The following is a 21,042-nucleotide window of genomic DNA, read 5'->3' on the forward strand; positions in this document are numbered from 1 at the left end:
CCTTACCTTGGTTGGCGCACGGACTGCACGTGTTGATGTTGCGCCGCGTGCTGCCAGCGGTAGGTGCAACCCTTGCCGTGGTCCGAGCTGGTGAAGCGGATGAAAACCGGGGTGGCCTTGTCGAATCCGACATGCAGCATGTCATCGTAGTCGCCCCAGTAGCCGCGGATGTCGGAGCAAACCCTGATGTCACCCAGCACGGTTACCGGAATCCCCAATGGCGTGCCGTTGAAGTACCCCAACGTCATGCTCGCCAAGCCGACGCCGGTGACCTTGGGGCCGTTGCGGACGTAGAAGGAGCTTGTCCAGACCGGGGGGCGCGACATCGTGCCGGCCCAGGTCGTTACGTTGGGGTTGAAGGCATCGACGGTGTCACCAGCGCCACCGGGTGAAGACCGCCACTGCGGCACGGGATGGCATTGGCCAAGATCGGCTGCACAGGCGGCGCCCTCGATGTAAAGTCGGGCGCCGTTTCTGCGCGTGTACAGGATGCGCACAGCATCGTTGCCACCCTCGGACGCAGCACCTATGTCGAAGGAAAACTGCGGGGCGCCGCGGATCGTCAGGGGACTTCCCAGGACCCTGGTGCCGAGGTCGATCGTGGCGATTCCGCCGGCGACGGCTTCGCTGACCTGGGTTGGCGTGCGCCACTGGCCGTCACGATATCGGTTCATGTAGACGAATGACTGCCCGGACGTCGCTCTTACTTCGGTAGCGACATAGAGCCAACTGTCCGCCGACGTGCGCAAGCGGGGATGGCTGCCGACGGTCAGGCGCGGGAAGGGATCGGCGATCTCCTCGAAGGGCGCGTTGTGACTGCTCGCGCGCCACACACGGATCCGGGTCGTGGTGAGGTCGAAGTAGGCTGCGTAGATCTCGCCGCATGGCGAAGCCGCCATGCTGGCCCCATCGTAGAAGTTGTGGTTCGTGGTGACGCACTGGTAATGGGTGAAGGTGACGCCGCCATCCAGCGATCGGGCGATGCAGGCACCGCCCATCGCACTGGCGGGCGTGTCGTTGAGGCCGCTCGCCGGGAACTTGGCGTCGGGTGCGGCGAGGTAGGACACGAAGACCACGGAAGGGTCGATACGCGAAGTCGTGATCGCCGGGTCGCTCCACAGGATGGACCAGCCGGCCGGAGGCGCAAGCTTGCCGCCGTAAGTCCAGGTCCGGCCCAGATCTTCCGAATACGACCAGCCTGCCAGGCTCGCGCCGCGGCGGATGACGCGTGAGTTCGGGCCCAGGACAATCGTGTCCTCGTTACCGGTCATGTCGTTGAAGGCGACCACGACGCGATGCCGGCTCGAGGCGATGCTCGTGGTGGCCGCTGTCTCGGACTGCATTGCCGCCAGGGTGGCTGGGTCCTGGCCGGTCACGACCCCGAGCGAGGCGCAGCCCGCTTGGGCGACCGCGAGCAGGACGGACAGCAGGGGAAGCAATACGGCGCGAACGTGCATGGGTCGCTCCCTGACCGGTCACCACGCAGCTGCACGGTGCGTTCTTTCCGGCGTCGTAGATGGGAACGCGGCGACGTAGGAAAACGGGCCAGTCCGATAGTCCACATGTCCAAGGTGGGAAAAGGGTCTCCCACGCGACGTCTGGCGATGCTCGCCCCGGCGACAGCCTGGGACTGCTCCGAGCTTGACCCGCCTCAACCGTTCCGCGCCGCTTCAATCGCCGCAACATCAATCTTCCGCATCTGCATCATCGCGTTGAAGACCCGCTTGGCGGCGGCGCGATCGGAGCCGGTGACCGCTTCCATCAGTACGCGTGGCGCGATCTGCCATGACACGCCCCACTTGTCCTTGCACCAGCTGCACTCGCTTTCCTGGCCGCCGTTGCTGACGATTGCGTTCCACAAGCGGTCGGTTTCGGCCTGGTCCTCGGTCACGACCTGAAACGAGAAGGCCTCGTTGTGCTGGATGCCCGGGCCGCCATTGAGGCCGATGCAGGGCAGGCCCATGACGGTGAACTCCACCATCAACGCATCGCCCTCCTTGCCCGCCGGGTAGTCCCCCGGGGCGCGGTGCACGGCACCCACGGCGCTGTCGGGGAAGGTGCGTGCGTAGAACTCGGCCGCTTCCAGGGCGGTGCCGTCGTACCAGAGGCAGAGGGTTGTCTTGCTGGTCATGCAGGTTCTCCTGTGGGGGTGGTGTTGGCGGGCGGGGCGCTGGTCCGCACCTCACCCACGCGTACGTAGCGGGATACCAGCACGCCGGTGGACGTGGTCAGCGACTCTTCCAGCCGGAACGCCGCTGCTTGTGCGTGATCGTCGAACAGGTGTTTGCCGCGGCCGAGCAGCACCGGGTAGACCAGCAGCCGCAGCTCGTCCACCAGGTCGGTGGCAAGCAGTTGGTGCAGCAGCTCGCTGCTGCCTTGGGTCAGCAGGTCAGGGCCGTCGCCGCGCTTGAGCGCGCGTACCGTGGCGGTGACGCCGGGCCCCAACGCATGGCTGTTCTGCCACTCAAGCGTCTCCGGGTGGTGGGTGGCAACGTGCTTGGTGGCGCCGTTGAACAGGTCGGCGATGTAGCGGTGCGGGGCGTCTTCCACAACGTGAGGCCAGTACGCGGCGAAGATGTCGTAGGTGCGCCGACCGAGCACCAGCTCGAACGGGCGCGTGAAGGCGCCGCCCATCGCGTCCGTGCCGTCGTCATAGGGCCAGACCCAGCCGCCGTAGGCAAAGCCGCCGCTGGTGTCTTCGTCAGGGCCGCCTGGCGCCTGCATGACGCCATCGAGGCTGATCATGGCGGCGATAGTGAGCTTTCGCATGGAGCCTCCGTTTATGGTGCATCTATGCCTACGACGGATGACCGGGCCCTGGATCGACAAGTCGGCGTTGGCATGTGATGGCTCGCCACTGCAAGCCAGCGAGACGGTGCACCTGCGGGGATTTGGCGAACGTGAAGCGGCGGGGCATCAAACAGTCGGCGCTGGGAATGTGGCGCTGCAGCAATCAGTGGCGTGCTCCCCGCCTTTGCGCCGTGGTAGGGTCGCGTCCTGCGCAGCAGGGGGGAGCCTGTTGCGACAGCCGCAAAGACAGGGGAACAGCATGGATGGGAGCGAACGGTTCGACCGAGACCAACTCCGCCGGGACGGTTACGTCGTGCTGCGTGGTGCAATCCCTGCCGAGTGGCTGGTCCCTCTGCGTGACGCATTCGACGCGGGCGTCAAAGCCAACGACCAATGGGCGGTGCCGCGCGGGCCGGGCTGGCGCCATGCGTCGCTGGATCTGGATCCGTACGTCCAGGCCGTGTGCCGCTTGCCGGTGCTGCTGGCGGCGGCCGGTGCGCTGATTGGTGAACGATTCTTCGTCGCGCAGGTAGAGGGGCGTGAACCGTTGTGCGGCGGCGGGCACCAGGGACTACACCGCGATCTGTCAGACCAGCGGCCCGGCGACACGGTGAACGCGCTGGCCTTTTTCGACGACTTCGGGCCCGACAACGGTGCGACGCGACTCATCCCCGGCAGTCATCGTCCCGTGCAACGAGAGTCGGCAATCCATCCCGCCGCCGAGTCCCAAGCCGTGCAATTGGTGGGTTCGGCGGGTGACATCCTGGTGTTCGATGCCGATCTGGTGCATGCCGGCACCCTGAACCCCAGCGACGCGCGTCGCCGCTCCATCCTGATCGGCTACTTCGCCGAGCCGTGCCATGCCTCGCACCTTGCCACGGCACATCTGCGCAGCGTAAGGATGGACACGAGCGAGCGCTTCGATCCGTAAGATCGATTGCAGCAGCCGAGGCGTGACGGAAATCCTGGCTTCGGCCGCGGGACTGTTTGCGGCGGCGGCCTCAGGCCAGATGCCGCCCAAACCACGCCAGCGTCCGCTCCCACGCCAGGTTGGCCGCAGCCTCGTCGTAACGCGGGGTGGAGTCGTTGTGGAAGCCGTGGCCGGTGCCCGGGTAGATGTGCGCCTCGTAGGTCTTGCCCGCGGCCTTCAGCGCAGCCTCGTATGCGGGCCAGGTGGCGTTGACGTTGTCGTCCTTCTCGGCGAACTGGAACAGTAGAGGCGCGCGGATGCGGCCGACGTCTTCCGGCTTGGCCTGGCGGCCGTAGAACGGCACCGCGGCCGCCAGTTCCGGGTACGCCACCGATGCCGCGTTGCATACGCCGCCGCCGTAGCAGAAGCCGGTGATGCCCACCTTGCCGGTGCTGCGCTCGTGCTTGAGCAGGAACTCGATGGCGGCGAAGAAGTCGTTCATCAGTTTTTCCGGGTTGACCTGCCGCTGCAGCTCGCGGCCCTTGTCGTCGTTGCCCGGGTAGCCGCCGACCGAGCTCAGCCCGTCCGGCGCCAGCGCGAGGTAGCCGGCCTTGGCCAAGCGCCGCGCCACGTCTTCGATGTAAGGATTGAGGCCGCGGTTCTCGTGCACCACCACGACGGCTGGCACCTTGCCCTCGGCCTTGGCCGGGCGCACCAGGTAGCCGCGCACGTCGCCGTGCCCCTTGGGCGACGGGTAGTGCAGGTACTCGGCCACGATGTCCGGGTCGGTGAACTTCACCTGTTCGGCCAGCGCGTAGTTGGGGCTGAGCGCGGCCAGCACGCCCACGGCGGTCATGCCGCCCAGGGCGAGGTGCCCGGCGCGCTCCAGGAACTGGCGCCGGCTTATGCGGCCGTGCACGTAGCCGTCATACAGCTCCAGCAGCTCAGGGGAGAAGTCCTTGGCGGTCAGGCGGTTCATGGTGGCGGGTCCTCGCATGGCGGGGTGGACGGCGCCTTTACCTTACTGGACTGGAAGCGGTCCGGCGGCATGCGGCGCTGCAGCCAGCGAACCACTTATGATCCCGGCTGGAACGCTAAGGATCGGAGCCCGGCAGGGGCAGGCGCATGCGGATCGCCATCGTGGGTTATGGAACGGGTGGGCAGGCGTCGGCGCTGCTGTTGTCGGCAGACGGTCACGAGGTTGAGGTATTCGAGCGTGCGCCACGGCCTGGTCCGGTGGGCGCGGGCTTCCTGCTGCAGCCCGTCGGCCTGTCGGTGCTGTGGGAGATGGGACTGCTCGACCAGGTGCTAGCGCATGGTGCGCCCATTCGCCGCTTGTATGGCGAGACCTCCAGTGGCCGTCCAGTCATGGATATGCGCTACCGTGAACTGGACGCGCGCTTCTTCGGCGTCGGCCTGCAACGCGGTGCGCTGTTCGGCGTGCTGGATGCCGAGTGGCATGCGGGGCGGCAATTGCATGCCGACCACGCCATCACCGAGGTGGACGCCGAGTCCGGCGCGCTGACCGATGCGGAGGGACGACGCCATGCGGGCTACGACCTGGTCATCGTCGCCGATGGCGCGGCTTCGCGCCTGCGCGGCCAGGTGGTGCCGGCGCGCGTGGACAGGCCGTATCCGTGGGGTGCGCAATGGTGCCTGGTGGAGCAGGGCGATTGGCCCTGGATCGACGAGCTGCAACAGCGCTATGTCGGCGCCCGCCGCATGGTGGGTATGCTGCCCGTGGGCACGCGGCCGGATGATCCGGTGCCGAGGTTGAGCTTCTTCTGGAGCCTGCCGGTGGCGACGCTCGACGGCGGCGCCACGGGGCTGCAATGGCGCGATCAGTTGGAGGCGCTCTGGCCCGAAGCCGGCCGGCGATTACACACGGTGGATGTCCCCGGGGGGCTGCTTGCGGCGCGTTACCGTGACGCCGTGCACCGGCACTGGTTCCGCGGCCGCACCGTGCTGCTGGGCGATGCCGCCCACGCGATGAGCCCGCAGCTGGGGCAGGGCGTCAACATGGCGCTGCTGGATGCCCGTGCGCTGCGTGACGCGTTGCGCCAGCACGCGGCGCTCCCCATGGCCCTGGCGGCCTATGAGCGCGAGCGTCGCGCCCATCTTGGCGTCTACCACTTCTGGAGCCGATGGCTGACACCGCTGTTCCAGTCCGAGCGCGACGTGGCAGCGGGTCTTCGCGATGCGCTGTTCCACCCGCTATCGCGCGTGCCGGGCGGGCGTGGGCAGATGCTGCGGGTGCTGAGTGGAACCCGGCGGGGGTGGCTGGGGACGTTCGGTTTGCCGGATGGCTTTCTGCAGGCGTTATCCGAGCTTGAGCCCACGCTGACGTGTCCCGCGCGCAAGGCAGCAGAAGGCGTGGCGTAAGGCAGCGACCAGACGCGTAGGCATCCAGCGTGCCACCGGTGGGGCGCGCGACCCTGTGTTTGTTGTTGTCGCGGTCAAAGCGTGGGGGCTGAGTCCCCACGCTTTGGGTCGGGGAGGGCGTGGCAGGCAGTCCACGCGATGCCTACGGTGCGCTACACCCAGGCAGCCGGAAGCTGGCAATACGTGTCTGCCAACCTGCGGGACTCGAAGCCTGTCCCGCAGCGGTGTAGTACTCGTTGACGTACCAGAAGGTGCAGTCGTCCACCGGGTCAAGGTTCAGTGAGGTGTAGTCCCCCCAGCGCGAGTTGGTGGAGGTCTGCACGCCGCTGCCGTCGATGATCGTGCCTTCGCCCTGCGTCATCTGCCCCAGCGCATCGCCGGCCAGGCGGCCTGTGTAGCGGATGCCTGGGAAGACGCTGGTGCCGTTGACCACGCTGTAGCCCATCGCGACGTTTCCTTGCTTGTCCATGGCCACACTGCCCATCCAGCGGTGGATGCCATCATTCGGCGCATACGTGCCCTGCTGGTATACGGAGTAAGCGCCACCGCTGCGGCGGATCTCGTACCAGCGCATGCCGGCGACGCCCGACGCCGCTTCCACCGACTGGCCGGTGACGAGCGCGTCGTAGGTCTTCATGTTGCGGTAGGCCAGTCGGTGCGTTGGGCGCTGGCGATACGACAGCACGTCCAGGTATTGCGAGGGATTGGTGATGCCCGGCTGCGGCAGACAGTCGCGAGAGGTAGGTGCGCACGGGAACATCGAACGCGGACTTTCTTAACGTCACCCGAGCGGGGGAATGACAACGCGCGAAAAGAGGAGTGTGGGGATCAGGACATTAGTCAGCGCCCATCGGGCCGTCGTAGCGCAACTTGCCGTCGGGTGGCACCTGCGACGCATACTCGGCGTGCGTGACTTCCCGTCCGCCCGGCGCGGGGCTTTCGGTAACCCCCACTTCCGGCACTCCGCGAGGTGGCGCCGGTGTGGCAATCATGGTCGCCACCTGCCCCGCATCCAGGGATGGCTCCAATGAACCTGAAATCCCTGTTTGTCGGCGTCATCCTTGCCTCGGCCTGCGTCTGCGTGCCGCCGCTGCATGCCGCGAAGAGTCGGTCACCTGTTGCTATCGAGCTAGTGCCGCACGATGCGCAATGGGAAGTGCGCTACACGCTGCCGCGCCCGGCGCACACATTGCACTTTGTGCGGGTCGATCGACGAGGCAATCGCGTGTCGTCGTGGACGCCAGTGGACCCGTCACTGGTGATCGTGCTGGAGGGCGGCGAGGAGGTCGTGCGCCGGGCTGATGGTGCGGCCTTCGACCACGCGGCCTTTCGCATGGCGCCGCGCTACGTCACGCTTGAGAAGGATTACGCGCCCTTTGCGCCGTTCGGTGACGGCGGGCTGCTGATCCACACGGGCCGCCTCCACGCCTGCGCCGAAGGTTGCGCGGGCGACGAAACTTTCCAGGTGTCATTGCAGCCGCCCGAGGGGGCGCACGCCATCGTCCACGGCCAGGTCGTGCCGTCGGTGCGCTTCGAGGATGACAACGACGGCACCAATCTCTATGTCGGACGCGCCTTCCCGGTGACGACGCCGGACGTGGTCGCGGTGATCGACCAGGCCTTTCCGCCTGACACTCGCGCGCGGTTGCAGTCTCTGCTGCCGCGCCTGATGGCGTTCTATGGCCGCGAGTTCGGTGCGCTGACCCGCCGGCCGATGCTGTACGCCTCGCGCGACGAGGCGCACCCCGGCGACGGTTACGGTTTCCAGGGCGGCACGCTGCCGGGGCAGGTGTTCATGCACCTCTACGGTCGCCACGAAGCCTTCGGTACGCCGGCGTTTGCAGCACGACTGGATTGGTTCTTCGCGCACGAGGCCGCGCACCTGTACCAGCGCTACCCCGTGATGGCGAACACAGGTGACAGTTGGATCCACGAGGGCGGCGCCGATGCGCTGGCGGCGGTGGCACTGCAGGCACTGAACGTGGTGGACAGGGACGCGGTGCAGGCGCGGCTGCAGTCCTCGCTGGATGCCTGTGCCAGCGGTATCACGACGCACCCGCTGACGCAGGCGCACGTGGAGGGTTCCTTCGGCACGTTCTACGCCTGCGGCTTCGTCATGCAGATGGCAGTGGACGCTGCAGCACGTCGTGCCAGCGATGGCACCTGCGGGCTGGCCTGCGTGTGGCGCGACTTCCAGAAGCGCGTCGCCGCCGGTGAGCCCTGGAGCACTGAAACCTTCATCGCGGCGGCCGCGGAGCGCACGGACCAGCGTACCGCACGCTTTCTCGCCGCCGTTGCCAATGACGTGCCCGCGCAACCCGCCGTGCTGCTGCGCGACGGACTGGCGCAGGCGGGGTGGGAGGGTGTGCCGCAGGCGGCCGGGACGAAGTAGCGGGGGTGGCAACGCGACCGCACTGGTATCCTCAGCCGATGTCCAAGCTACTCCTGAACCTGCGCAACGTGCCCGACGACGAGGCCGACGATGTGCGCGCGATGCTCGACGCCAACCGGATTGCGTTCTACGAAACCGTGCCCAGCCGGTGGGGCATTTCCTCAGGCGGCATCTGGGTAACGGAGGATGCCGCCATCGTGGAGGCCAAGCGCCTGATGGCCATCTACCAGCAGGAGCGGCAGGCGCGCGTTCGTGCCGAATATGACGCCGCCCGGCGAGACGGCACCGCGGAGACGTTCTGGACGGTGCTGCGCGCCGAGCCCGCGCGCGTGGCGCTGACGGTGCTCGGCATTCTTGTGATGTTGGGGTTGGTGGCGCTGCCGATCGTGTTGTTGCGCGGGTAGGCCTACGCATCGGCGGCCAGGCCGAAAGACCTACCTTGTCAGCTCCAGCGCCGGCTCGAACCCACCGTAGATCAGGCGCTTGCCGTCAAACGGCATGGGGTTCTTCTCCGGGTCCATGCGTGGGTCGTTGCCCTCCATCATTTTTTTCATGCCGGCGTCGCGGGTGGCCTTGTCGGGCCACTCGATCCACGAGAACACCACGGTCTCGTCTTCCGTGGCCTTCACGGCGCCGTAGAAGTCGGTGAGCTTGCCGTGGGGCACGTCGTCGCCCCAGCACTCCAGCACGCGCAGCGCGCCGTACTCGATGAACACCGAGTCACCCATGCGGGCGTGCGCAATAAACTTGTCCTTGTTGGCGGTTGGCACGGCGAGGATGAATCCATCGACGTAGGACATGGCGGTCTCCGGGCATGTGGGTGTGCCGAAGACTCTGCGCCCGGTGATGGTAGCTGCGCGTGAAAGGGCGCGCCCTCGGAACTTCACGCGCACTCTGCCATTGACCACGAAATCACCGGGCGGCCCCGGGGGGGGCGGGGTGTTGCGATGGGCGGCTGGGCCATCGCCAGATGGTGCGTGACGGCGGAGCAGTGAGCGCTGTCGCTGGCAGGCAAGCCAGCGCATGATGGAGCCGGAAATCGGGATCGACTACGGAATTTGGCGAGGAGGGCATGGACATGAAGATGGCGTTGCGTTGCCGTTGCGGTTCGGTAAGGGGCGAGATGGAAACCAGCCGCGCCTACGCGCGCGCGACGTGTTACTGCAAGGACTGCCGCGCCTTTGCGCGCTTCCTCGGCGTACCCGATGTGTTGGATGAGGCTGGCGGCACGGACATCGTGCCGGTGGCGCCAGCCGCGGTGCGCTTTACCGCCGGCAGTGAGCACGTGGCGTGCATGTCGCTGAGTCCAAAGGGGTTGCTGCGCTGGTATGCCAAGTGTTGTCGAACGCCATTGGCCAACACCCCGCGAGAGCCGAAGTTGCCTTACGTGGGCATGGTGAGCGCGTGTTTTGACGCGCCGCCGCAGGCGGTCGACGCGGCTTTCGGCCCGCGCGCTCGCGTCGTGCTCAACACGCAATCTGCGACGTCGCCGGTGCCGGGTACGCTCATGGCCCTCGCTATCGGCAGCCTGCGCATCCTGATGGGGGTGCTGGGCGTGAAGCTGCGTCGCGAACGGGCTTCGCCCTTCTTTGATGCCACTGGACAGCCATTGCGCGTGCCGGAGGTGGTCAGCCGCGAGCGGCGGACGGAGCTGGAGCGTGCCGGCTGAGGCTAGGGGATGGTGAAGTCGCCGCGGTCGCAGCACACACGCGGGCAGGGTGGCTACGCGCTGACCTGGACCACGAGCGCCTGCATTCTGCCCGCGATGGGCCCGTCGCCGAATCGCCTGGACAATGCCTGCTCGACCACTTGGGTAGCGTGCTCCAGCCGTGCAGGATCGCGCGCTTCGATCTCGTTGCGCACCGGCGTGGCTTGGCAGTAGGCAATGGCCGGAATGCTGGGAACGTCGGCGTGGCTGGTGTTGGAAAGGGTGTCGATGTGCGGTGGATGCGTGAATCCGCCGGCGACGAGGTCGCGCGCGATGGCTTCACGGTCGAAATAGCCGTGTGGCGTACGGGCCAGGAAGCCTGGCGGGTTGTCCGGAAACACTTCTGCCAATGCGTCGGTGACCGTCTGTGCCAGGACGTTTTCCTCGATACGGTCCCAGGTGTTGAACAGGAATGTGCCGCCGGGGCGAAGCACGCGCCGCGCTTCGGCGAAGGCCTTGGGTTTGTCGGGAAAGAACATCACGCCGAACTGGCACACGACCGCGTCGAACGAGGCATCGGCGAACGGGAGTTGCTGCGCATCTGCGGGGCGCCATTCCACCGGGCGCGACGTGCCCGTGCGCTCGGCCTGCTCCAGCATGGCGGCATTGAGGTCGGTGGCAACGATGGAGGTGTCCCCGGGTAGGCGCATCGCCAACTGGCGGGTGACCACGCCGGTGCCGGCGGCGACCTCCAGGACAGCGTGGGCGGACAGCCTGGCCACGCGCGCGGCGAGGTCGTCCGCGTAGGGCTGGAAGAGCATGGGGACGAGGTAGCGTTCATACAGCGCGGGAATCGAACCGCTGAACTGGGCATCGGATGGGATGTGTTCCATGACGTGCCTCCTGTTCGCAACGGGGGCGAAAGGGCGAACCCCGCCTGGCAGGCTCGGCGGGACACTGGGTGCGCTGGCTCCGGCATGCTACTCCTTGGGCGAGTGTGGCGTGTCGAAGTCCGCGCCCTCCGTTCGTCTTAGGAAAGACAGCCGGCCATTGGGCCGTTCACCAACCAAGGAGATTCGCCATGTTCCACGCCCGTTTTGCCATCGCCCTGTTGGGCGTGCTCGCCACTGCATCCACCGTGGCCGGCCCGACGACCTACAAGATCGATCCGGACCACACTTTCCCCAGCATCGAGGCCGATCACATGGGCATGTCGGTGTGGCGCGGCAAGTTCAATCGCACCACGGGGCAGGTGACGCTGGACAAGGCGGCCGGCGCCGGCACGTTGTCGGTGGACATTGACCTGGGCAGCATCGACTTTGGGCAGGATGCGCTGAATGCGTTGATGGCCAAGCCGGAGTACTTCGACACGGCGCGCCAGCCCAAGGCCGCCTATGCCGGCACGCTTGCGGGTTTCGTGGACGGCAGGCCCACGCGGGTGGACGGCACCCTGACCCTGCGCGGCGTTACGCGCCCGGTGACGCTGGACATCAAGTCGTTCAAGTGCATGCCGCACCCGGTGTTGAAGCGTGACTGGTGCGGTGCCGATGCCTACGCGACGCTCAACCGCGAGGACTTCGGCATCGTGGCCGGCAAGGACTGGGGGTTCTCGATGGAGGTGGGGCTGCGGATCCAGGTGGAGGCGGTGGCGGAGCATTGAACGTGGATGGATCGCCACCCATCCGGGTGAGGGTTCCAGCCGTCCCGTCGTCGACGATTCGGAGCAGAATTGTCCTCGATGCCACATTGCACCGTCCGCTACAACGTACGACTCGTTCCGAAGGCGATTGACGGTCGGGCGATGGATGCTGTCGGCATTTTCTACGAGGAGCGCGCCCCCGATCTGCTGGGTGAACCTGGAAACTTGCTGCATCGCCGCCTCGTCACCTTTAGCGGCGCAGCCGGCTATGCTCTCCGGGACATGGTGACCCGTGGCAACGATTGGAAGATGGATGTGCTTGGTCGGATCGACCCACTGAAGTGGGATAGCTGACTGGTTTTCCCATTGCGGCGCAGGGGCAGGGCCGCACTGGGGGCATGGTCGGAGCAATCGCGTCGCCCTCAGGTAACATGGCGGCCATGCTGCCATTACGCCTTGCATTGCTCTTTCTGTTGATTGCCGCCAGCACCGTGCTGCACGTGTTGCCCCTGCTGCTGGTGGCGCTGGTGAAGGCGGCGCTGCCTTCCAGACGCCTGCGCGTGGCCAGCAACCCGATGCTCACCGGGCTGGCGGAGAGCTGGATCGGGGTGAACAACTGGCTGTGGGAGCGCTTCACGGGCACCCGCGTCACGATCAGTGGTGACGCGCCGCTGAAGGCCGATGGCCATTACCTGGTGCTGGCCAACCACCAGAGTTGGGTCGACATCCTGGTGTTGCAGAAAGTGTTCAACCGGCGCATCCCGTTGATGCGCTTTTTCCTGAAGCGACAACTGATCTGGGTGCCGCTCTTGGGCTTGGCGTGGTGGGCGCTGGATTTTCCGTTCATGGGCCGCTATACGCCCAAGCAGATCGCGCGTCGGCCGGAGTTGGCCGGGCGCGACATCGCGGCCACCCGCCGCGCCTGCCAGAAGTTCCGCGCGATCCCGGTGGCGATCATGAACTTCGTGGAAGGCACGCGGTTCACGACGGCCAAGCACGGGAAGCAAGGCTCGCCATACCAGCACCTGCTCAAGCCCAAGTCCGGGGGCGTGGCCTTCGTGCTGGACGCGATGGGCGATGGCCTGCATGGGATCCTGGACGTGACGATTGCGTACCCCGGTGGGTCGCCGTCGCTGCTGGACCTGCTGGCCAATCGCATCCCCGAGGTGCGCATCCACATGCGCCAGCGTCCGATTCCGGAGGAGATGCTGCGTGGCGACTACCAGGGCGACAGGACCTTCCGCGCTCAGTTCCAGCAATGGATGAATGGGTTGTGGCGGGAGAAGGACGCAGACATGGTGCGGCTGCTGCAGGACGAGAGCGCCTGATCCGACAACGAAAGAAGCCCGCATTCGGCGGGCCTCTTTCTGGTGCGTCGTGGGCGAACTTTAGAAGCGGTATTCCACCGTCAGGCTCACGCTGCGGGCATCGCGCTTGTCGTCCGACAGTTCGTACTCGTCGTTGACCGGGTTGTACTGCACCTGCGAGTAGCGGTACTGGTTGACCATCAGGCCCACGTCCAGCAGCGGCATGATCGTGGTGCCCACGCCGACACCCACGTAGGTGCCGCCATCGTTGTCTTCGAAGGCGCGGTGCTCGGTGACGGGCGTCGTGTCGATGGCGTTGTTGACCGAGGTCGCCTCCAGCTCGCGCTTGAAGCCGATGTAGCCTGCGCGGCCGATGGCGTACACCGGCACCAGCGGCGGCTTGATGCGTGCGTTGAGGCCGACGAAGGCGTAGCGCGAATTCAGCGTGTAGCTGTTGTCGACGTAGCCGCCGGTGTAGTCGTAGCGGGTGTCGTCGTGCAGCTCGCCCAGCTTGCCCAAGCCGCCTTCCAGGCCCGCCTGGGCGTAGCCGATGCCCCAGCGGTAGCCGACGCTGGCCTGCATGAGGCTGCTCTGGTCGCCGTCGAAGTTGTCGCCCTCGAGGTCCATGCGGCCAACTTGGCCGTTGATGAAAAAGTCGCCCGCGAACGCGGAGGGAACAATGGCGAAACAGGCGGCGAACAGGGCCGTGCATCCAAGCTTACGCATGTGGGTACCGTGTTGATGGGAAACAAAAGTGCGCGCGTCGGGGGAGCCAGCGCGGGTGAGTAGGGTAGCGGGCCGTTGGATCCCGTGATGCGACGTCGCGCACGACGCGTTCATCGCCCGTAGGGGGGTGATGTGCTGTGACGGCTGTCAACCTTGGGCTTGCGTGCTCGTTTCCAGAAGACACATCCACTCTTCCAGGACGCGCTGTCATGCAAGGCCGCACACTCCCCCGCGTTGCCGGATTGTCCCTTTCACTGGCGTTGGCGGGCCAGGCCTGCGCGGAGGGCAGCCGCACGGATGCTACTGCCGCGCGCATCTCCGATCGGTTGCTTCAAGCCTTGGCGGACGCAAACGGGGTGCCCGGGATGGGCGCGGCGGTGGTGCGCGACGGAACGATCGTGTGGCGCGGCAGCGTGGGGTATCGGGATGTCGAGCACCGGCAAAACGTCGATCGTGGCACCGTGTTCCGGTTGGCCAGCGTATCCAAGGCCATAACCGCCACCGCTGCGGCAAAACTGATGGAGCAGGGTGCGCTCGATGTCGATGCGCCCGTGCAAGCCATGTTGCCGTGGCTGGATGTCAGATGGGCCCCCCTTACACCCCGACAGCTCGCGGCACACACATCCGGCCTGCCGCATTACCAGCCTGTGGACGATGCACGCGGCGGAGTGCACTACGCGAAGGTCCGTGACGCGGTGGCCGTGTTCCGCGACCGCGAACTCCTGTCGTCGCCTGGCACCCGCTATTCGTATTCCTCCTGGGGATACACGCTGCTGAGTGCGGTAATCGAGGCACGCGTGGGTATTCCGTTCCTGGACTTTCTGGCCAGTCGTGTCACGCAAGGGTTGGCCATTGGCCCCGATGCCACGGACACCGGCAATCCGAGCGCGGCGCGCGCATACGAGTTCGTGGACGGCAAGGCGGTGCCGGCGGCCCCGCACGACTACAGCTATACCTGGGCAGGCGGCGGTCTGGGAGCCACACCGGAAGCGCTGGCTCGGTTCGGTGGGCGCTTGATGGCGGGTGACGTGGTGGCACCGGCTACCTTCGAATGGATGTTGCGACCCACGCGGCTCAACAGTGGCTCGGCCGCCGCCGAACGCGATTACGAGGTCGGCTTCGGCTGGCGCGTGCAGCGGGACGCGGACGGTGATCGCATCGCCCACCATGCAGGCGTCACCAGTGGGGCGCGCAGTGCGCTGGTGCTGTGGCCTGATCGTAAATTGGGAGTCAGTCTGCTTTCGAACGCGATGTGGGTATCGTCGATTGAGCAGACCAGCATGTTGCTGGCAGCACCGTTCAAACCGGTTGCGGAGATACCGGAACGCAAGCCGTGTCCATTCACGGCTTCGCGCTATGAGGGGCAGTTCAATGGCAGGACATTTGTCGGCACGGCGCGCTTCAGCGTGGAAGGCGGGCTATGCACGGGCGTACTCTCGTTGCCGGCTGAGCCCTTGGGGGCGTGGCTCAACAAGTTTCCGCAGAAGGACGCCAGCACGTTGCGGATCATCGGCATCGATCCGCGAGGAAGCCTTTCGCGCGCGGTGCTGGTGACGCCGATCGGCCTGCATGAATTGCGGACCGAGGGCCGCCGTGGGTATGTCGCTCGCTTGGCAACCAGCCAGGCGGTGTCGTTGCGTTTCGTGTCTGGGATCAATCCCGATCCGGAGCCCCCAGTGGAAAGTAAGGGCGATATGGCCGGGCTTCGTCCACCGCACGCTTGACCGATGGCCTGGCCAGTAGACGGGCGCGGTAGGCGCGCACGTGGGCAAACCCCGGGTCGATTGGATGCGTCCAGTCGGCATAGAACAGGAACGGCGCCGCGCCACAATCGGCAAGGGTGAACACATCACCAATGGCCCATTCGCGTGTAGCCATCCGCGCGTCCAGCCACGCGTAGGACGTTTCCAGCATCGTGCGGGCGTCCCTTACACCGCAGGGGTCGCGGTCGGCCTCGGGCCGCAGGTGGTCAAACACCACCTTCTGCTGTGGCGTGGACACGTAGTTGTCGAAGAAGCGATCCAGCATCCGCGTTTCCAATGCGGCATCGCGATCTTCTGGGATCAGTTTCACCGGCCCGGGGTAATGCAGGTCCAGGTACTCGATGACGCAACTGGCCTCGATTACGGTGCGGTCGCCATCCACCAGTACGGGGAAGCGACGCATGGGCCACAGTGCGGTCAGTTCGGCGTTGGCCTCGGCGTCCTCAAGGTTGCGGTAGTCGAACGGGGTCTGGTTCTCGTACAGCGCGATCAGCACCTTCTGGCAATAGGAGGAAAAGGGATGCGCGTATAGGCGGGGAAGGGTGGTGGGCATGGCGATTTCTGGGTGGGCTTGCCTGTAGCGACGAACGGGCGCGGCGCGGTTCGACAAAGGCATTCGGGCCTCATGTGTCGTCCGGCGCAGCAGGGTCGAAGCCGAGCAGATCACCGGGCTGGCACTCCAGCACTGCGCAGATCGCCTCCAGGGTGGAGAAGCGGATTGCCTTCGCCTTGCCGGTCTTGAGGATCGACAGATTGGCGAGGGTGATATCCACGCGCGACGCCAGTTCGGTGAGCGTCATGCGGCGGGCATGCAACAACTCGTCTAGGCGGACGACGATGGCCATGTCAGACGGTGCCTTCCAGGTCGGCACGCATGCGTGCGCCCTGGGCGAACACACCTGCCAGCACGAACAGCAGCAACACCGCGAACCACGACGCGATGGAGAAACCATCGATGCGGCCAGGTTCCCACACGGTCGCGGCAATCGTGGCGACAACCATGCGCAGCACTTCCAGGCCCAGTACGCTCCATGCGATGGCTTCCAGGCGGCGGGCATTTTCGAGGATGAAGGGGTCGCCGTCGCGCACGGTGTCGACGATGGCCAGCAGTCGGCGCAGGATCGTATGCACGATCACCGCACCGACGATGCCGATTACGACGATGGCGCGCAGGCCGTTCGGGGCCTGCGGATGCATCTTGACCAGGTCGAAACCCAGCGCGCGCTCCGGCCAGCCGTTCATGAAGAAAGTGGATACCAGCAGTAAGGCAATTCCGCCGCCATAGAGCAGGTTGAGGACGGTCAGGCCTTGGATCACCGGGCGGGCGACGGCAAGGGCTTGGGCGGAGGTGCGGGTCATGGCGGTGCTCCATCATTTTTACCGTAAAGCGATAATATCAATATCGAATTACAATAAAAATAGGCAGGAGGTCACCCTGTCGGGGGCTCCCGGGGCGGGGACATCGTCGCGCCCCCGTCGCCCCTTTCAAGGTCATCCCGGTCGCTGCCCAGGATGATTCTTGCCCCGCGCTGGTAGCTCCAGTACGCCCACGCCCAGTTGAGCAGCACCACCAGCCTGTTGCGGAAGCCGATCAGGAAGAACACGTGTGCCGCCAGCCAGAACCACCAGGCCAGCAGGCCGGAGAACTTGAGCCGACCGAAATCCACCACGGCGGCCATCCGGCCAATGGTGGCCAGGTTGCCGTAGTCGCGGTAGCGGAAGGTGGGCGTCGACTGGCCGGCAAGATGCGCGCGCAGCGCGCCGGCCACATGACGCCCCATCTGCTTGGCCGCCGGCGCCACGCCGGGCACGGGTTTGCCGTCGGTGCGGACGGCCGCCAGGTCGCCGGCCACGAACAGGTTGGGGTGGCCGGGCACGCTGAGGTCGGGCTCGACCGGTACCCGGCCGGCGCGGTCCAGCGGTACGCCCAGTGACCGTGCCAGCGGTGAGGCGGCGACACCCGCGGCCCAGACCACGGTCTTCGCCGGTACGAAGGTTTCGCCAAGGCAGTAGCCCTCGGCGGTGATGCCGCTGACGGGCGTGCCGGTCACCACTTCCACGCCCAGTCGTTCCAACTGTCCGCGCGCCTTGGCCGAGAGCGCCTCGGGGAACGAGGCCAGCACGCGCGGCCCGGCTTCGATCAGGCGTACGCGCGCCTGCGCCGGGTCGATGCGGCGGAACTCGTGCTTCAGCGTGTGCCGGGCGATCTCCGCCAGCGTGCCTGCCAGTTCCACACCGGTGGGGCCGCCACCGACGATGGCGAAGTTGAGCCAGGCGGCGCGGCGCGCAGGGTCGGTTTCGGCTTCGGCGCGTTCAAAGGCCAGCAGCAACTGGCGACGCAGGTGCAGTGCGTCATCCAGCGTCTTGAGACCGGGAGCATGGGGCGCCCACTCATCGTGGCCGAAATAGGCGTGGGTGGCGCCGGTCGCCAGCAGCAGGTAGTCGAAGGCGAGGGCGCCGCCATCCGCCAGGACGACGGCTTTTGCCCTCGCATTGATGGAAGCCACCTCGGCAAGACGCACTTCCACGTTCTTCTGCCTGCGCAGGATGTGGCGCAGCGGCGCAGCGATGTCCGGCGCCGACAGGCCGGCAGTAGCTACCTGGTACAGCAACGGCTGGAACAGGTGGTGGTTGTGGCGGTCGATCACGGTGATCCGCAGCGGCGCGTCAGCCAGGGCGCGCGTGGCCCACAGGCCGGCAAAGCCGCCGCCGACGATCACGAGATGGGGGCGAGGATCCGTCATCGCAAAACACCCGGCATGGGAATGCGTGCATTGTTGCCCATGCCGGGCATGCCTGTGTTGACCTTGTCGGGCTAGCGGTTCACCGCCGGGCCGTTGATGCCGACGTAGCCGTTCGCGCACCCCGTGGTGCAGGTGGTGGCCAGCATGTTGTAGACGATGCGCCCGGCGTTGCTCTTGGAGCGGAAGTGGCCGATGCCGTTGCTGGTGTCGCCTCCGCCCATGTTGTACGGGCTGCCGTCGTCCCAGTCCCAGTCGTAGGCGTAGGCGCTGCTGCCAAAGCCGATGTCTACCTGTGCCTTGACGCTGGAGCCGGTGTTGAACAGCGCGCCGCTGTTGCAACCGGCGGCGTAGCTGGTGGTGAAGCAGTGCACCTGGTCGTAGGTGCCGGCGGAGATGGTGTAGTACGAAATAGTCGAGAACAGCGCCGGCATGGCCCGCAGGCTGTTGTTGCCGCTGCCGGTCCAGCGGTTGTAGCCGTATCCGGCCACGCCCGTGCTGGGATAGAAGCCGAAGGTGTAGTAGTCGTATGGCCACACGTACGCTTCAGCGTTGCATGTGGGCGCGTACGGCGACTGGTACCCGGTGGAATAGCAGGTGTTGAGTCCTCGCAGGCCGCCACCGATGTTGACGAAGCGGCGGACGTTGGCCTGGTAGCCGTAGTAGCGCAGCATGGCCAGCGCCATGCTCGAGCCCATCGAATGCGCAACGATGTCCACCTGGCTGCGTCCGGTGTACGCCTTGACCTTGTCGATGAACGTCTTGAGGACCTGGTACTTGGCCGGCTCGTGGTAGTTGTACTGCGGCGCACCACGCTCGTCCGCATCCAGGTAGGTGACACCGAAGAGTTCGCAGTCGTTGTATCCGCGCGCCTTGAGCTCGTCGTAAATGGAATTGGTTGGCGTCGTATAGCCGCTCACGGCGCCGGGCGGCATGTCAAAGCTGATGGCGCTGTCGCCATTGCCATGGATGAACACCACCGGTGTACGCGTGGCGGTGCAACTGCCTCCACCAAAACCCCCGCTGCCCACGCCGGGGTTGAAGCCGCCAGCGTACTGGGTGGCCGTGCCGGTGCAGGTATAGCCATTGTGGGTGCCGCAGACCAGTGCCTGGGCGCTGCGCGGCGACAGTAGCAAGGCCATGGCCATCCATGGCAGCAGCAGCGCCAGCGCCGCGGTGCGGGACAGGAATGGCGGAACGAATCGCAACGTGCTGCTGAACATGAGAGCCCTCCCCAGGGTGTCAGTTCGACTACGACGAAGTCCGATCTTTGTTGATGCTGGGGGCGTCCAGTGCCAGGTGCCATTGCCCGATGGGGCATGACGCACTGCGGCATGAATTGGCAGGTTTTTGTGCCATACGCCTCGGTTTGGGGCCCGCTGAGAGGGCTGCTGCGCCGCAGATTGCGCCTCCCCAGAACATACGCTAGCGTCCGGTCCGCGATGGCGCAGGGGGCCGCGGACACGGGCGTCCGCATCGTGAAGGTGTTTCACCAGCTTTTTCTCGCAGGACGCGGGCGGGACTACCCCCGCCGCGAACACCATGTCGAAGGGGATTAGGGATGAAGACTCTGTTCCGCCGGGCCGCCACGCGTTGGCTGCCGGCGATCACATTGCTGGCGCTGTCAGCGCCGACCTTGGCCAGCACACTCAACCAGAACGTGTCGTGGACCATCGATCGCACCGGCACGACGGCCAAGTACCGCGTCGTGGCCTATGGCGACTCCATCTATGCCGGCTACAACGGCTCCATCAGCAATGCCGCGCGTTATTCGGCGCCCACCGTGGATTCGGAGTATCTCTCCGCGAAGTGGAACGCCGACATCGAGAGCATCCGTCGCGCGAAGTCCGGCGCAGTCGCGAAGGACGTGTATGAGAACAAGATCGTGGCCGAGCGTTCGTACATGCAGGCCACCTCCACCCGCGTGGTGACGTTCGAGATGTGCGGCAACGATGGCCTGCAGGCACGAACGAGCTTCAAGGAGCAGACCGGAACCTGCAACTACGGCGTCCTGGATTCGGCGGTGAACAGTTGCAAGGTGTACGTGGCGGCGGCCATGGACTACATCAACGCCAACGCGCACCCCAACACCCGGCTCAAGGTGATCTCCAACCTGTATTACCCGGGCTACAACGCCGATAACGTGCAAAGCTCCTGCAGGGATGCCAGTACGGGGCAGACGGTGAACCTGCGCGATCGTTTCCTGCCCGCCATCACCAAGATGAACTACTGGATGTGTGAATACGCACGCCAGAAGGGATTCCAGTGCACGGACAGCTTCGCCCAGTACATGGGCGCGGACTACGACAGCAACAACGATGGCCAAGTCGACTCCGACGCGTTGCGCTACGTGGCCGGCGAGAGCGAGGCTACGTACGTCGGCCGCATCACGGGCTCGCTGAAGGGCACGCTGCGGGATGCGAACACCAAGTTCGTGACCTCCGCCAGTTCGTACGACTACATCCAGTCCGACGACACCCACCCGACCTATACCGGCGGCACGGTGACCGCCGGCATCTGGGGTGGAAGCACCGGCACTGGCGCGCCGCGTTACACCAGCTACACCAGCGGCAGGAGTCCGATCTGGAACCGCTATGGCCATGAGCGCATGGGCTGGGCCCTGTCGGTCTACAACCCGGCCAGTCCATAACGGCGCGCCCGAAGAGGATTGAGTCGTGGCCGAACGCCACCCGCCGCACACCCCGCCGTCCGAACCGGACGGCGACGGTGTGCGCGTGGTACCC

24 protein-coding genes are annotated in these 21,042 nt (G+C 66.0%); 10 read left to right on the plus strand and 14 right to left on the minus strand.

Annotated features, from left to right (window positions below; genetic code table 11):
- Positions 1 to 2: 2 nt before the first annotated feature.
- From N800_RS02435 to N800_RS02445, 3 genes are all read right to left on the minus strand, one after another.
- Complete coding sequence (locus tag N800_RS02435; RefSeq protein WP_156962841.1) at positions 3 to 1,457, minus strand: hypothetical protein; 1,455 nt, start codon at positions 1,455 to 1,457, stop codon at positions 3 to 5.
- A 194-nt stretch (positions 1,458 to 1,651) separates the two neighbouring features.
- A complete protein-coding gene (locus tag N800_RS02440; RefSeq protein WP_036134422.1) occupies positions 1,652 to 2,131 on the minus strand; it encodes a VOC family protein in 480 nt (159 codons plus the stop codon).
- Complete coding sequence (locus tag N800_RS02445; protein WP_036134424.1) at positions 2,128 to 2,769, minus strand: dihydrofolate reductase family protein; 642 nt, start codon at positions 2,767 to 2,769, stop codon at positions 2,128 to 2,130. The genes N800_RS02440 and N800_RS02445 overlap by 4 nt, the downstream gene beginning before the upstream one ends.
- A gap of 280 nt (positions 2,770 to 3,049) precedes the next feature.
- On the opposite strand from N800_RS02445, the gene N800_RS02450 reads away from it, so the two are divergent.
- Positions 3,050 to 3,721, plus strand: a complete 672-nt coding sequence (locus N800_RS02450; protein ID WP_036134426.1) for a phytanoyl-CoA dioxygenase family protein — start codon at positions 3,050 to 3,052, stop codon at positions 3,719 to 3,721.
- Between the two features lie 70 nt (positions 3,722 to 3,791).
- On the opposite strand, the gene yghX is transcribed toward N800_RS02450, so the two are convergent.
- The gene (gene yghX / locus N800_RS02455) at positions 3,792 to 4,679 is read right to left on the minus strand and encodes a YghX family hydrolase (protein ID WP_036134428.1); all 888 of its coding nucleotides are present in this window, start codon (positions 4,677 to 4,679) and stop codon (positions 3,792 to 3,794) included.
- 146 nt (positions 4,680 to 4,825) lie between these two features.
- Here yghX and N800_RS02460 point away from each other — a divergent pair, with 146 nt between their 5' ends.
- Positions 4,826 to 6,082: an FAD-dependent oxidoreductase gene (locus N800_RS02460; RefSeq protein ID WP_036134431.1), complete on the plus strand. Its 1,257-nt coding sequence runs from the start codon at positions 4,826 to 4,828 to the stop codon at positions 6,080 to 6,082.
- A 142-nt stretch (positions 6,083 to 6,224) separates the two neighbouring features.
- Here N800_RS02460 and N800_RS02465 read toward each other — a convergent pair whose 3' ends face one another.
- The gene (locus tag N800_RS02465; protein ID WP_052107831.1) at positions 6,225 to 6,842 is read right to left on the minus strand and encodes a hypothetical protein; all 618 of its coding nucleotides are present in this window, start codon (positions 6,840 to 6,842) and stop codon (positions 6,225 to 6,227) included.
- A 76-nt stretch (positions 6,843 to 6,918) separates the two neighbouring features.
- Positions 6,919 to 7,074, minus strand: coding sequence for a hypothetical protein (locus tag N800_RS02470; RefSeq protein ID WP_156962843.1), 156 nt, complete (start codon positions 7,072 to 7,074; stop codon positions 6,919 to 6,921).
- Positions 7,075 to 7,109: 35 nt separating this feature from the next.
- Here N800_RS02470 and N800_RS02475 point away from each other — a divergent pair, with 35 nt between their 5' ends.
- On the plus strand, positions 7,110 to 8,474 hold the full coding sequence (locus N800_RS02475; protein ID WP_036134434.1) for a hypothetical protein: 1,365 nt from the start codon (positions 7,110 to 7,112) through the stop codon (positions 8,472 to 8,474).
- A 38-nt stretch (positions 8,475 to 8,512) separates the two neighbouring features.
- Entirely contained in the window at positions 8,513 to 8,878 is a 366-nt protein-coding gene (locus N800_RS02480; protein WP_036134437.1) for a DUF6164 family protein, read from the plus strand.
- Between the two features lie 30 nt (positions 8,879 to 8,908).
- On the opposite strand, the gene N800_RS02485 is transcribed toward N800_RS02480, so the two are convergent.
- Positions 8,909 to 9,274: a DUF1428 domain-containing protein gene (locus tag N800_RS02485; protein ID WP_036134439.1), complete on the minus strand. Its 366-nt coding sequence runs from the start codon at positions 9,272 to 9,274 to the stop codon at positions 8,909 to 8,911.
- A 272-nt stretch (positions 9,275 to 9,546) separates the two neighbouring features.
- Between N800_RS02485 and N800_RS02490 the strand changes: the two genes are divergently transcribed.
- Positions 9,547 to 10,143 (plus strand): DUF6151 family protein, encoded by a 597-nt coding sequence (locus N800_RS02490; RefSeq protein WP_084087108.1) that lies wholly within the window; start codon positions 9,547 to 9,549, stop codon positions 10,141 to 10,143.
- Positions 10,144 to 10,196: 53 nt separating this feature from the next.
- Here N800_RS02490 and N800_RS02495 read toward each other — a convergent pair whose 3' ends face one another.
- Complete coding sequence (locus tag N800_RS02495; protein WP_036134441.1) at positions 10,197 to 11,015, minus strand: class I SAM-dependent methyltransferase; 819 nt, start codon at positions 11,013 to 11,015, stop codon at positions 10,197 to 10,199.
- Between the two features lie 188 nt (positions 11,016 to 11,203).
- Here N800_RS02495 and N800_RS02500 point away from each other — a divergent pair, with 188 nt between their 5' ends.
- The 3 genes from N800_RS02500 (at position 11,204) to N800_RS02510 (ending at position 13,089) form a co-directional block, all read left to right on the plus strand.
- Positions 11,204 to 11,782, plus strand: coding sequence for a YceI family protein (locus tag N800_RS02500; protein ID WP_036134444.1), 579 nt, complete (start codon positions 11,204 to 11,206; stop codon positions 11,780 to 11,782).
- Between the two features lie 78 nt (positions 11,783 to 11,860).
- Positions 11,861 to 12,115, plus strand: coding sequence for a hypothetical protein (locus N800_RS02505; RefSeq protein WP_156962844.1), 255 nt, complete (start codon positions 11,861 to 11,863; stop codon positions 12,113 to 12,115).
- A gap of 86 nt (positions 12,116 to 12,201) precedes the next feature.
- Entirely contained in the window at positions 12,202 to 13,089 is an 888-nt protein-coding gene (locus N800_RS02510) for an acyltransferase (RefSeq protein ID WP_332257246.1), read from the plus strand.
- Positions 13,090 to 13,149: 60 nt separating this feature from the next.
- Here the strand turns inward: N800_RS02510 and N800_RS02515 are convergent, their stop codons facing one another.
- A complete protein-coding gene (locus N800_RS02515; protein ID WP_036134451.1) occupies positions 13,150 to 13,794 on the minus strand; it encodes an outer membrane beta-barrel protein in 645 nt (214 codons plus the stop codon).
- A 209-nt stretch (positions 13,795 to 14,003) separates the two neighbouring features.
- Here N800_RS02515 and N800_RS02520 point away from each other — a divergent pair, with 209 nt between their 5' ends.
- Positions 14,004 to 15,518: a serine hydrolase domain-containing protein gene (locus N800_RS02520; RefSeq protein WP_084087112.1), complete on the plus strand. Its 1,515-nt coding sequence runs from the start codon at positions 14,004 to 14,006 to the stop codon at positions 15,516 to 15,518.
- Here the strand turns inward: N800_RS02520 and N800_RS02525 are convergent.
- The 5 genes from N800_RS02525 to phaZ7 form a co-directional block, all read right to left on the minus strand.
- Complete coding sequence (locus N800_RS02525; RefSeq protein WP_036134454.1) at positions 15,448 to 16,110, minus strand: glutathione S-transferase family protein; 663 nt, start codon at positions 16,108 to 16,110, stop codon at positions 15,448 to 15,450. The two genes, N800_RS02520 and N800_RS02525, sit on opposite strands and share 71 nt — an antisense overlap.
- Positions 16,111 to 16,180: 70 nt before the next feature.
- A complete protein-coding gene (locus N800_RS02530) occupies positions 16,181 to 16,402 on the minus strand; it encodes a helix-turn-helix domain-containing protein (RefSeq protein WP_036134456.1) in 222 nt (73 codons plus the stop codon).
- A gap of 1 nt (position 16,403) precedes the next feature.
- Positions 16,404 to 16,916 carry a DUF2975 domain-containing protein gene (locus N800_RS15160; protein ID WP_052107833.1) on the minus strand — a complete coding sequence of 171 codons (513 nt, stop codon included), beginning with the start codon at positions 16,914 to 16,916 and terminating at the stop codon, positions 16,404 to 16,406.
- Positions 16,917 to 16,987: 71 nt separating this feature from the next.
- Positions 16,988 to 18,301 (minus strand): NAD(P)/FAD-dependent oxidoreductase, encoded by a 1,314-nt coding sequence (locus tag N800_RS02540; protein WP_052107834.1) that lies wholly within the window; start codon positions 18,299 to 18,301, stop codon positions 16,988 to 16,990.
- 71 nt (positions 18,302 to 18,372) lie between these two features.
- Positions 18,373 to 19,521: an extracellular native short-chain-length polyhydroxyalkanoate depolymerase PhaZ7 gene (phaZ7, locus tag N800_RS02545; protein ID WP_052107835.1), complete on the minus strand. Its 1,149-nt coding sequence runs from the start codon at positions 19,519 to 19,521 to the stop codon at positions 18,373 to 18,375.
- Between the two features lie 338 nt (positions 19,522 to 19,859).
- Between phaZ7 and N800_RS02555 the strand changes: the two genes are divergently transcribed.
- The gene (locus N800_RS02555; RefSeq protein ID WP_036134460.1) at positions 19,860 to 20,948 is read left to right on the plus strand and encodes an SGNH/GDSL hydrolase family protein; all 1,089 of its coding nucleotides are present in this window, start codon (positions 19,860 to 19,862) and stop codon (positions 20,946 to 20,948) included.
- The last annotated feature ends 94 nt before the right edge of the window (positions 20,949 to 21,042 follow it).

The sequence above is a fragment of the Lysobacter daejeonensis GH1-9 genome (assembly GCF_000768355.1).
In the GTDB taxonomy this organism is placed as follows: Bacteria; Pseudomonadota; Gammaproteobacteria; order Xanthomonadales; family Xanthomonadaceae; genus Aerolutibacter; species Aerolutibacter daejeonensis.

Bases quoted from the DNA above. Each gene is read 5' to 3' on its own strand.
- N800_RS02435 (WP_156962841.1), bottom strand. From the start codon at position 1,457: ATGCACGTTCGCGCCGTATTGCTTCCCCTGCTGTCCGTCCTGCTCGCG.
- N800_RS02540 (WP_052107834.1), bottom strand. From the start codon at position 18,301: ATGACGGATCCTCGCCCCCATCTCGTGATCGTCGGCGGCGGCTTTGCC.
- N800_RS02485 (WP_036134439.1), bottom strand. From the start codon at position 9,274: ATGTCCTACGTCGATGGATTCATCCTCGCCGTGCCAACCGCCAACAAG.
- yghX (WP_036134428.1), bottom strand. From the start codon at position 4,679: ATGAACCGCCTGACCGCCAAGGACTTCTCCCCTGAGCTGCTGGAGCTG.
- N800_RS02555 (WP_036134460.1), top strand. From the start codon at position 19,860: ATGAAGACTCTGTTCCGCCGGGCCGCCACGCGTTGGCTGCCGGCGATC.
- N800_RS02475 (WP_036134434.1), top strand. From the start codon at position 7,110: ATGAACCTGAAATCCCTGTTTGTCGGCGTCATCCTTGCCTCGGCCTGC.
- N800_RS02505 (WP_156962844.1), top strand. From the start codon at position 11,861: ATGCCACATTGCACCGTCCGCTACAACGTACGACTCGTTCCGAAGGCG.
- N800_RS02450 (WP_036134426.1), top strand. From the start codon at position 3,050: ATGGATGGGAGCGAACGGTTCGACCGAGACCAACTCCGCCGGGACGGT.
- N800_RS02520 (WP_084087112.1), top strand. From the start codon at position 14,004: ATGCAAGGCCGCACACTCCCCCGCGTTGCCGGATTGTCCCTTTCACTG.
- N800_RS02465 (WP_052107831.1), bottom strand. From the start codon at position 6,842: ATGTTCCCGTGCGCACCTACCTCTCGCGACTGTCTGCCGCAGCCGGGC.
- N800_RS02480 (WP_036134437.1), top strand. From the start codon at position 8,513: ATGTCCAAGCTACTCCTGAACCTGCGCAACGTGCCCGACGACGAGGCC.
- N800_RS02500 (WP_036134444.1), top strand. From the start codon at position 11,204: ATGTTCCACGCCCGTTTTGCCATCGCCCTGTTGGGCGTGCTCGCCACT.
- N800_RS15160 (WP_052107833.1), bottom strand. From the start codon at position 16,916: ATGACCCGCACCTCCGCCCAAGCCCTTGCCGTCGCCCGCCCGGTGATC.
- phaZ7 (WP_052107835.1), bottom strand. From the start codon at position 19,521: ATGTTCAGCAGCACGTTGCGATTCGTTCCGCCATTCCTGTCCCGCACC.
- N800_RS02515 (WP_036134451.1), bottom strand. From the start codon at position 13,794: ATGCGTAAGCTTGGATGCACGGCCCTGTTCGCCGCCTGTTTCGCCATT.
- N800_RS02495 (WP_036134441.1), bottom strand. From the start codon at position 11,015: ATGGAACACATCCCATCCGATGCCCAGTTCAGCGGTTCGATTCCCGCG.
- N800_RS02470 (WP_156962843.1), bottom strand. From the start codon at position 7,074: ATGATTGCCACACCGGCGCCACCTCGCGGAGTGCCGGAAGTGGGGGTT.
- N800_RS02445 (WP_036134424.1), bottom strand. From the start codon at position 2,769: ATGCGAAAGCTCACTATCGCCGCCATGATCAGCCTCGATGGCGTCATG.
- N800_RS02525 (WP_036134454.1), bottom strand. From the start codon at position 16,110: ATGCCCACCACCCTTCCCCGCCTATACGCGCATCCCTTTTCCTCCTAT.
- N800_RS02460 (WP_036134431.1), top strand. From the start codon at position 4,826: ATGCGGATCGCCATCGTGGGTTATGGAACGGGTGGGCAGGCGTCGGCG.
- N800_RS02440 (WP_036134422.1), bottom strand. From the start codon at position 2,131: ATGACCAGCAAGACAACCCTCTGCCTCTGGTACGACGGCACCGCCCTG.
- N800_RS02510 (WP_332257246.1), top strand. From the start codon at position 12,202: ATGCTGCCATTACGCCTTGCATTGCTCTTTCTGTTGATTGCCGCCAGC.
- N800_RS02490 (WP_084087108.1), top strand. From the start codon at position 9,547: ATGGACATGAAGATGGCGTTGCGTTGCCGTTGCGGTTCGGTAAGGGGC.
- N800_RS02530 (WP_036134456.1), bottom strand. From the start codon at position 16,402: ATGGCCATCGTCGTCCGCCTAGACGAGTTGTTGCATGCCCGCCGCATG.